The organism is Gordonia sp. NPDC057258 (assembly GCF_042668985.1).
Classification (GTDB): domain Bacteria; phylum Actinomycetota; class Actinomycetes; order Mycobacteriales; family Mycobacteriaceae; genus Gordonia; species Gordonia hongkongensis.
The window spans coordinates 260,406-270,078 of the sequence record NZ_JBHUXZ010000002.1 but is presented as its reverse complement, the minus strand read 5'-3'; the positions used below and the strand labels follow the sequence as shown (position 1 = coordinate 270,078).

The 9,673-nt window shown below is 66.4% G+C and carries 4 protein-coding genes; all 4 read right to left on the bottom strand.

Annotation, left to right across the window (positions count from 1 at the left end):
• Positions 1-46: 46 nt before the first annotated feature.
• Positions 47-4,003, bottom strand: coding sequence for a DNA-directed RNA polymerase subunit beta' (locus ACFUEJ_RS03320; RefSeq protein ID WP_058253299.1), 3,957 nt, complete (start codon positions 4,001-4,003; stop codon positions 47-49).
• A 64-nt stretch (positions 4,004-4,067) separates the two neighbouring features.
• The gene (locus tag ACFUEJ_RS03315; RefSeq protein WP_247451586.1) at positions 4,068-7,574 is read right to left on the bottom strand and encodes a DNA-directed RNA polymerase subunit beta; all 3,507 of its coding nucleotides are present in this window, start codon (positions 7,572-7,574) and stop codon (positions 4,068-4,070) included.
• Between the two features lie 343 nt (positions 7,575-7,917).
• Positions 7,918-8,694, bottom strand: coding sequence for a hypothetical protein (locus tag ACFUEJ_RS03310; RefSeq protein ID WP_307814805.1), 777 nt, complete (start codon positions 8,692-8,694; stop codon positions 7,918-7,920).
• Between the two features lie 296 nt (positions 8,695-8,990).
• Positions 8,991-9,644, bottom strand: coding sequence for a hypothetical protein (locus ACFUEJ_RS03305; RefSeq protein WP_065629321.1), 654 nt, complete (start codon positions 9,642-9,644; stop codon positions 8,991-8,993).
• Between the last annotated feature and the right edge of the window lie 29 nt (positions 9,645-9,673).

Here is a 9,673-nt window from a genome sequence, read left to right as displayed (position 1 = left end):
CCGCACTCGCGATGAGTGCGGGGGCCGCGTCGTCTTGTCCTAGCGCCTACCGGTAGTCGTTGGAGAACCCGTAGTCGTCCAGCGGCACCGCAGCGCCGGCCGGAGCACCGAAGGTGCCGTCCGGGCTGTAGTAGGTGTCGTCGTAGGACGGCACCGCGTACGCCGCGGCACGAGCTTCCTCGGTCGGCTGAACCTGGATGTTGCGGTAGCGGTTGATACCGGTACCGGCCGGGATCAACTTACCGATGATCACGTTCTCCTTCAGACCGATCAGCTTGTCGCTGCGGCTGTTGATCGCCGCGTCGGTCAGGACACGCGTGGTCTCCTGGAACGACGCCGCCGACAGCCACGACTCGGTCGCCAGCGAGGCCTTGGTGATACCCATCAGCACCGGACGTCCGGCAGCGGGCTCGCCACCCTCGGTCACGACCTGACGGTTGGCCGCCTCGAACTCGGCGCGCTCGACGAGCGAACCGGGCAGGAACTCGGTCGAACCGTGATCGATGATCGTCACGCGACGCAGCATCTGACGCACGATGGTCTCGATGTGCTTGTCGTGGATCGACACACCCTGGCTGCGGTAGACCTCCTGGACCTCGTTGACCAGGTGGATCTGCACCTGACGGGGACCCATGACACGGAGCACCTCGTGCGGGTTGGCCGAGCCCTCCATGAGCTGCTGGCCGACCTCGACGTGGTCACCGTCGGCGAGGAGCCGCTCGGAACCGTCGTCGTGCTTGAACACGCGCAGACGCTGGCGCTTCGAGATCTTGTCGATGACAACCTCTTCCGAACCATCGTCCGGGATGAGGGTGATCTTGTAGAAGCGGTCGTCGTCCTCGAGGCGCACCCGGCCGGAGACCTCCGCGATCGGCGCCACGCCCTTGGGCACGCGGGCCTCGAAGAGCTCCTGGACACGCGGCAGACCACCGGTGATGTCGTCACCGACGCCACCCTGGTGGAACGTACGCATCGTCAGCTGGGTACCGGGCTCACCGATCGACTGGGCCGCGATGATACCGACGGCCTCGCCGATGTCGACGAGCTTGCCGGTGGCCATCGAACGGCCGTAGCACATCGCACACACACCGGTGCCGGTCCCACAGGTCAGGACCGAGCGGACCTTCACCTGCGTGATGCCGGCGGCGAGCAGGGCCTCGATGGCCGGGTCGCCCAGGTCGTGACCGCGCTCGACGATGACGTTGCCGTCGGCGTCGACCGCGTCCTGCGCCAGCGTGCGGGCGTAGGTCGAGGTCTCGACGTGCGCGTCACGGATGAGCGTGCCGTCGGCCTGCTTCTCGGCGATGGTCGTGGTGATGCCACGCTCGGTGCCACAGTCGGTCTCGCGCACGATGACGTCCTGCGACACGTCCACCAGACGACGGGTCAGGTAACCCGAGTCGGCGGTACGAAGCGCGGTGTCGGCCAGACCCTTTCGGGCACCGTGCGTGTTGATGAAGTACTCGGCCACGGTCAGGCCCTCGCGGAACGAGGACTTGATCGGACGCGGGATGAACTCACCCTTCGGGTTGGTCACCAGACCCTTCATGCCCGCCAGCGAGCGGATCTGGGTCATGTTGCCCGCCGCACCCGACTTCACGATCATCGGGATCGGGTTGTCGTCCGGGTAGTGCGCCTCCATGGCCGCGCCGACCTCTTCGGTCGCCTGCTTCCAGATCTCGACGAGGGAGTCACGACGCTCGTCCGGGGTGAGGGCACCGCGCTGGAACTTGCGCTCCAGACCGTCGGCCCGCTCCTCGTACTTGTCGAGGATCTCCGCCTTCTGCGGCGGCACCAGCACGTCGGCCATCGAGACGGTGACGCCCGAACGGGTGGCCCAGTAGAAGCCGACGTCCTTCAGCTTGTCGACGGTCTGGGCGACCACGATCATCGGGTAGCGCTCGGCGAGATCGTTGATGATCACGGCCTGACGCTTCTTCGGCATCTGCTCGTTGACGAACGGGTACTCGATCGGCAGCAGCTCGTTGAACAGCACCCGGCCCAGCGTGGTCTCGATGTCCCACGGCGAGCCGTACTTCCAGCCGTCGGGGAACTGCTCGGCCTCGATGTCGGCCGGCGGACGCTGGTCGGTCAGACGCACCTTGATGCGCGACTGCACGGTCAGCACACCGCGGTCGACGGCCATGATGGCCTCGGCCGGGGTCGAGTAGACACCACGCTCGACGTCGTCGCCGTTCGCCGGGGTGTACTCGCCCGCCGCACCCTCCTTGAGGGTGGTCAGGTAGTACAGACCGGTCACCATGTCCAGACGCGGCATGGCGAGCGGACGGCCCGACGCCGGCGACAGGATGTTGTTCGACGACAGCATCAGGATGCGCGCCTCGGCCTGCGCCTCCGCCGACAGCGGGAGGTGCACGGCCATCTGGTCACCGTCGAAGTCGGCGTTGAAGGCCTCACACACCAGCGGGTGGAGCTGAATGGCCTTGCCCTCCACCAGCTGCGGCTCGAAGGCCTGGATGCCGAGGCGGTGCAGCGTCGGTGCACGGTTCAGCAGAACCGGGTGCTCGGCGATGACCTCTTCGAGGACGTCCCACACCGCGGGGCGCTGACGCTCGACCATGCGCTTGGCCGACTTGATGTTCTGCGCCTGGTTCAGGTCGACCAGACGCTTCATCACGAACGGCTTGAACAGCTCGAGAGCCATCAGCTTCGGCAGACCGCACTGGTGCAGCTTCAGCTGCGGACCGACCACGATGACCGAACGGCCCGAGTAGTCGACGCGCTTGCCGAGCAGGTTCTGACGGAAACGACCCTGCTTGCCCTTGAGCAGATCGCTCAACGACTTCAGCGGGCGGTTGCCCGGCCCGGTGACCGGACGGCCACGACGACCGTTGTCGAACAGGGCGTCGACCGACTCCTGCAGCATCCGCTTCTCGTTGTTGACGATGATCTCGGGAGCACCCAGATCGATCAGTCGCTTGAGGCGGTTGTTGCGGTTGATGACGCGGCGGTACAGATCGTTGAGGTCGGAGGTCGCGAAGCGGCCACCGTCGAGCTGCACCATCGGACGCAGCTCCGGCGGGATCACCGGAACGGCGTCGAGAACCATGCCCAGCGGCGAGTTGCCCGACTGCTGGAACGCCGCGACGACCTTGAGTCGCTTGAGCGCGCGCAGCTTCTTCTGGCCCTTGCCGCTGCGGATGGTCTCGCGCAGCGACTCGGCCTCGGCGTCGATGTCGAAGGTCTCCAGGAGCTTCTTGATCGCCTCGGCACCCATCGAACCCTGGAAGTACTCGCCGTAGCGCTCTTCGAGCTGACGGTAGAGCTTCTCGTCGATGATGAGGTCGCCCGGGGCGAGCTTGACGAACTTGTCCCAGATCTCCTCGAGACCGTCGAGCTCACGCTGGGCGGCGTCGCGCATACGACGCATCTCGCGGTCGGCACCGTCGCGCACCTTGCGGCGCACGTCGGCCTTGGCGCCCTCGGCCTCCAGCTCGGCGAGATCCTGCTCGAGCTTCTGCTGACGCTCGTTGAGGTCGACGTCGCGCTGATCGGCGACGGCCTTCTTCTCGACCTCCATCTCGGCCTCGAGCGTCGAGAGCTCGTTGTGCCGGAGCTCGTCGTCGACCGCGGTGATCACGTAGGCGGCGAAGTAGATGATCTTCTCGAGATCCTTCGGCGCCAGGTCGAGCAGGTAGCCCAGCCGGCTCGGCACACCCTTGAAGTACCAGATGTGCGTGACCGGGGCGGCCAGCTCGATGTGGCCCATGCGCTCACGGCGCACCTTGGCCTTGGTCACCTCGACGCCGCAGCGCTCACAGATGATGCCCTTGAAGCGGACGCGCTTGTACTTGCCGCAGTAGCACTCCCAGTCGCGGGTCGGGCCGAAGATCTTCTCGCAGAACAGGCCGTCCTTCTCCGGCTTGAGCGTGCGGTAGTTGATCGTCTCCGGCTTCTTGACCTCACCGTATGACCAGTTGTGGATGTCGTCGGCCGTGGCCAGGCCGATCTTCAGTTCGTCGAAAAAGTTGACGTCGAGCACTTGTTACCTTTCCAGAGCTCTGTTGTCAGTAGCCGGGGCGAAACCCGGCCGGGTGAGGGTCAGATCAGTTGGCGAGATCGTCGACGGTGGCCGACTCGTTGCGCGACAGGTTGATGCCGAGGTTGGCAGCGGCGCGCTCCAGGTCCTCGTCGTCGGTGTCGTGCATCTCGATGGCGGCACCGTCGGAGCTGAGCACCTCGACGTTCAGGCACAGCGACTGAAGCTCCTTCAGCAGCACCTTGAACGACTCGGGGATACCCGGCTCCGGGATGTTCTCGCCCTTGACGATCGCCTCGTAGACCTTGACGCGGCCCACCACGTCGTCCGACTTGATGGTCAGCAGTTCCTGCAGCGTGTACGCCGCACCGTAGGCCTGCATGGCCCAGCACTCCATCTCACCGAAGCGCTGACCACCGAACTGCGCCTTACCACCCAGCGGCTGCTGGGTGATCATCGAGTACGGGCCGGTCGAACGAGCGTGGATCTTGTCGTCGACCAGGTGGTGCAGCTTGATGATGTACATGTAGCCGACCGACACCGGGTACGGGAACGGCTCGCCGGAACGACCGTCGAACAGCGTCGCCTTGCCGTCGCCGTTGACCATGACCTCACCGTCGCGGTTCGGCAGCGTCGAGGACAGCAGTCCGGTCAGCTCCTCCTCGCGGGCGCCGTCGAACACCGGGGTGGCGGTGTTGGTGTCGGGCTCGGCCGAGTACATGTCCTCGGGCAGACGCGACGCCCACTCCGGCACACCCTCGGCGACGTTGATGTTCCAGCCGGCCTTGGCCACCCACCCGAGGTGGGTCTCCAGGATCTGGCCGATGTTCATACGCCGCGGCACACCGTGGGTGTTGAGGATGATGTCGACGGGGGTGCCATCGGGCAGGAACGGCATGTCCTCCTGCGGGAGGATCTTGCCGATGACGCCCTTGTTGCCGTGACGACCGGCGAGCTTGTCGCCGTCCTGGATCTTGCGCTTCTGGGCCACGTACACGCGGACCAGCTCGTTGACGCCGGGAGCCAGGTCGTCGTCGTCCTCGCGGCTGAACACGCGCACGCCGATGACCTTGCCGGTCTCGCCGTGCGGCACCTTCAGCGACGTGTCGCGGACCTCACGGGCCTTCTCACCGAAGATGGCACGCAGCAGACGCTCTTCCGGGGTCAGCTCGGTCTCGCCCTTCGGGGTGACCTTGCCGACCAGGATGTCGCCGTCGCGGACCTCGGCACCGATGCGCACGATGCCGCGCTCGTCGAGATCGGCGAGGACCTCGTCGGAGACGTTCGGGATGTCCCGGGTGATCTCCTCGGCACCGAGCTTGGTGTCGCGGGCGTCGATCTCGTGCTCCTCGATGTGGATCGAGGTGAGCACGTCCTCCTCCACGAGCCGCTGGCTCAGGATGATCGCGTCCTCGTAGTTGTGGCCCTCCCACGGCATGATCGCCACGAGCAGGTTCTTGCCGAGCGCCATCTCACCGTTCTCGGTGCAGGGGCCGTCGGCGAGGACCTGGCCGGACTCCACGCGCTGACCCTCGTCCACGATCGGACGCTGGTTGGCGCAGGTGCCGTGGTTGGAGCGCGCGAACTTGCGCATCCGGTACGTGTCGCGGGTGCCGTCGTCGGACATGACGGTGATGTAGTCGGCCGAGACCTCTTCCACCACACCGGTCTTCGACGACACGATGACGTCACCGGCGTCGACGGCGGCACGCAGCTCCATGCCGGTACCGACCAGCGGCGACTCGTTGCGCACCAGCGGCACGGCCTGACGCTGCATGTTCGCACCCATCAGGGCGCGGTTGGCGTCATCGTGCTCGAGGAACGGGATCATCGCGGTCGCGACGGACACCATCTGACGCGGCGAGACGTCGAGGTACTCGACATCGGTCGCGCCGACGAACTCCACCTCGGAGCCCTTCTTGCGCACCAGGACACGCTCGTCGGTGATGCGTCCGCTGCCGTCGAAGTTGGTGTTCGCCTGACCGATGAGGAAGCGGTCCTCCTCGTCGGCGGTCATGTACTCGATGTCATCGGAGACGACGCCGTCGACGACCTTGCGGTACGGGGTCTCGATGAATCCGAACGGGTTGACCCGCGCGTACACCGAGAGCGAACCGATCAGACCGATGTTCGGACCCTCAGGGGTCTCGATCGGGCACATGCGGCCATAGTGCGACGGGTGCACGTCGCGCACCTCGAGGCCGGCACGCTCACGGCTCAGACCACCCGGGCCCAGCGCCGACAGACGACGCTTGTGGGTCAGACCCGACAGCGGGTTGTTCTGGTCCATGAACTGCGACAGCTGGCTGGTCCCGAAGAACTCCTTGATCGCCGCCACGACCGGACGGATGTTGATCAGGGTCTGCGGGGTGATCGCCTCGACGTCCTGGGTGGTCATACGCTCACGCACGACACGCTCCATACGCGAGAGGCCCACGCGGATCTGGTTCTGGATCAGCTCGCCGACGGTACGCAGGCGACGGTTGCCGAAGTGGTCGATGTCGTCGACCTCGACGGGCACCTCGACGCCACCGGGGACGGTCATGTAGGTGGTGGTGTGCGGGTCGGCCTCGTGCAGACGCACCAGGTACTCGACGGTCGCGATGATGTCCTCGCGGGTCAGCGTGGACTCGCCCACCATCGGGTTGCCCGTCAGGCCCAGCTTCTTGTTGACCTTGTAGCGGCCCACGCGGGCGAGGTCGTAACGCTTGTCCTTGAAGAACAGGTTCTCCAGGAGGTTCTCCGCGGACTCCTTGGTCGGCGGCTCACCCGGGCGCAGCTTGCGGTAGACCTCCAGCAGCGCCTCGTCCTGGCTGCCGGTGTTGTCCTTCTCCAGCGTCGACATCATGATCTCGGAGAACCCGAACCGCTCGGTGATCTCCTCGGCGGTGAAGCCCAGCGCCTTGAGCAGCACGGTGACCGGCTGACGGCGCTTGCGGTCGATACGCACACCCACGGTGTCGCGCTTGTCGACGTCGAACTCGAGCCACGCACCGCGACCCGGGATCACCTTGACGGTGTGCAGGGTCTTCTCGGTGGTCTTGTCGATCGAGGCGTCGAAGTACACGCCGGGGCTGCGCACCAGCTGGCTCACCACGACACGCTCGGTGCCGTTGATGATGAAGCTGCCCTTTTCGGTCATGATCGGGAAGTCGCCCATGAAGACGGTCTGCGACTTGATCTCGCCGGTGTTGTTGTTGATGAACTCCGCGGTGACGAACAGCGGCGCCGCGTAGGTCATGTCCTTGTCCTTGCACTCCTCGACGGAGGCCTTGACCTCGTCGAAGTGCGGCTCGGAGAACGACAGGGACATCGAACCGGAGAAGTCCTCGATCGGGGACAGCTCGTGGAGGATGTCCTCGAGGCCACCGGTCGGGTTCTCGTCGCCGCGGGCGATCGCCTTCGCGCGCCACTCCGGCGAACCGACGAGCCATTCGAACGAATCGAGTTGGAGGTCGAGGAGGCCCGGGACCTCCAGCGGCTCGCTGATCTTTGCAAACGACGCGCGATGCGGCGCGCCGGGGATTGTTGAGGTGGACTGGCGGTTGACTGCCAAGATGCGTCCTTCCAACACGACGTTATTCACAACCTAGATGTGCAGTACGTGGCTTGATGGGCCGTTCGCTGGTGACACCCTGGAATCGGCGATCACCGCAGCACACACGTCTAGAGAGTGGCCGAAGAAGGATCGATAGATGGACAGGAGGCAGCCAGCGCAACGTCCAACTGTAGCAGAAAATAGACGCACTTTGTCAAGCCGTCTGGAAAGCGATTTCGCGCGGGTGGCTGCCTGCACGTCGATCGCTGGTCACAGCCTGGCCCGACATCGCCTCCACGTCAAGCGCTACGCGCGAATTTCGCGAAGTCGGTGTCGAACTCGGCGTCCGACCTGGTGATGAGGGGGCGACGCACCTCGATCAGAAGGGCTCGACCGCCCGGATCCGCCACTGGTCGCCCTCACGCACCATCGCGAACTGGGCGCGCGGTGCACCGCTGTTGGTGGCCATGCTGTTCTGCGTCTCGCTCACCACCAGGTTCGCGATGACGGTCGCGGTCGCGCCGTCGTCGGCGCCGGAGAGGTCCCGGACGCCGATCGCGTCGACCCGGCACTCCGCACCCGTCTTGGTCTGCGTGATCAGCTCGCGCTGCGCCTTCAGCGTGTCGTCGAACTCCGTGCGGGCCTGCCCGGTCAGCGCGTCCTGCGCCCGCCGCTGCCACTCGTCGAGTTCGGTGTGGTCATACCCGAACACCGCGCAGATCCGCTCCTGGGCCTGCGAGGTGAGCTGCGATGTCGACTCCTGGTCCACGAACGCCTTGTTCGGTCCGATCTCGGCGCCCGGATGGAACGCGAGGATGGCAGCGATGACGAACAACACGGCCGCGATGCCCGCCAGCACTCCGGTACGGATGCCGAGGGGATTGCGGGAGGCACCCCTCCCCCGCCGGTCCCGCTTGCCGGGACGCCGGCCCATCGGCCGGTTCGGCTTGTCCGACGACCCGGCCGGCGCCGGGGTGTCTCCGCGGCGCAGGGTCGAGACCCGCGCGACCGGTTTGGTCTTGGGTTTGGTGACGTCGGGTGTGGGCGACTCGGCCGGAGAGGGCTTCTCGAGGCTGACGGCGTCGGTTTCCGCGGTGTCGGTTTCCGCGGTGGCGTCACCAGGCCCTTCGAGGCTCGTCGCTCGCGCTCCTCGCACCTCAGGGGGCAGGGAATTGCCGGTTTCCGCGGTGGCGTCACCAGGCCCTTCGTGGCTCGTCGACCTCGACTCGCTTCGCTCGCTCGGCCCGGCGGCTTTCGCTCCTCGCACCTCAGGGAGCAAGGGGGACGCAGCTTCGTCCGACACCTCAGGGGGCAGAGGGGTTGTCGCTTCGTCCGACACCTCAGGGGGCAGGGGGGCTTCTCGCACCTCAGAGGGCGGGGAGGTCCGGCCGGCGACCTTCGGGGTCGGGCGGCGCTTCGGGGTGGGCTTCTTCTTACCGCGGTCCGGTGCCATCAGTTGCCCCCTTCCGGAGCCGGGGCCGGGGCCGCGGGGGCGGGCGCGCCACCGCCGTCGGCGTAGGCGATGCCCTCCAGACCGAGGATGTTCTCGGCCTTCCAGGTGTCGCCGTCCTTGGTCATGCTGACGTCGAAGCCGCGTGTCTCGTCGATCCCGGGCTGGCCGGGGCGTTCGAGCGTCGTCACGACGTAGACGAGCACCTTGGCCTTCTGCTCGTCGGCGTCGACCTCGCTCGGTGCGCTGCGCAAGAGGCGCGCGTTCAGCTTGGCGGTGTTCGGTCCGGCGGTCCCGAGCATGTCGAGCACGTTGCCGCCCTCACCGTCTTTCTCACTGCCGAGCACCTCGTCCTTGGCCTTCCCGGTCAGGGACGCCTCCGCACGCTTGCGGAAGCCGTCGACGTCGGCCGGGTCGATCGTCGTGATGTTGAGGACGGCCTGCTCGGCGGCCTGGGTGGCGGCGTCGCGCGTCTCCTGCGCCGGGTACTCGTCGAAGTAGACGTTGTAGGCCCGCACACCGAACACGGCGACGAGCACCACGCCGACCACGACCGCCACGGCAGCCAGGACGAACGGTGCGGACTTCGCCGCCCGCCGCAGGGCGGGACGGGGGCCGCCGGGCTTGTTCTCTGTCGGTTCTGCGGTGCCAGTCATCGGGAACACACTGTATATATCGCTCCTGA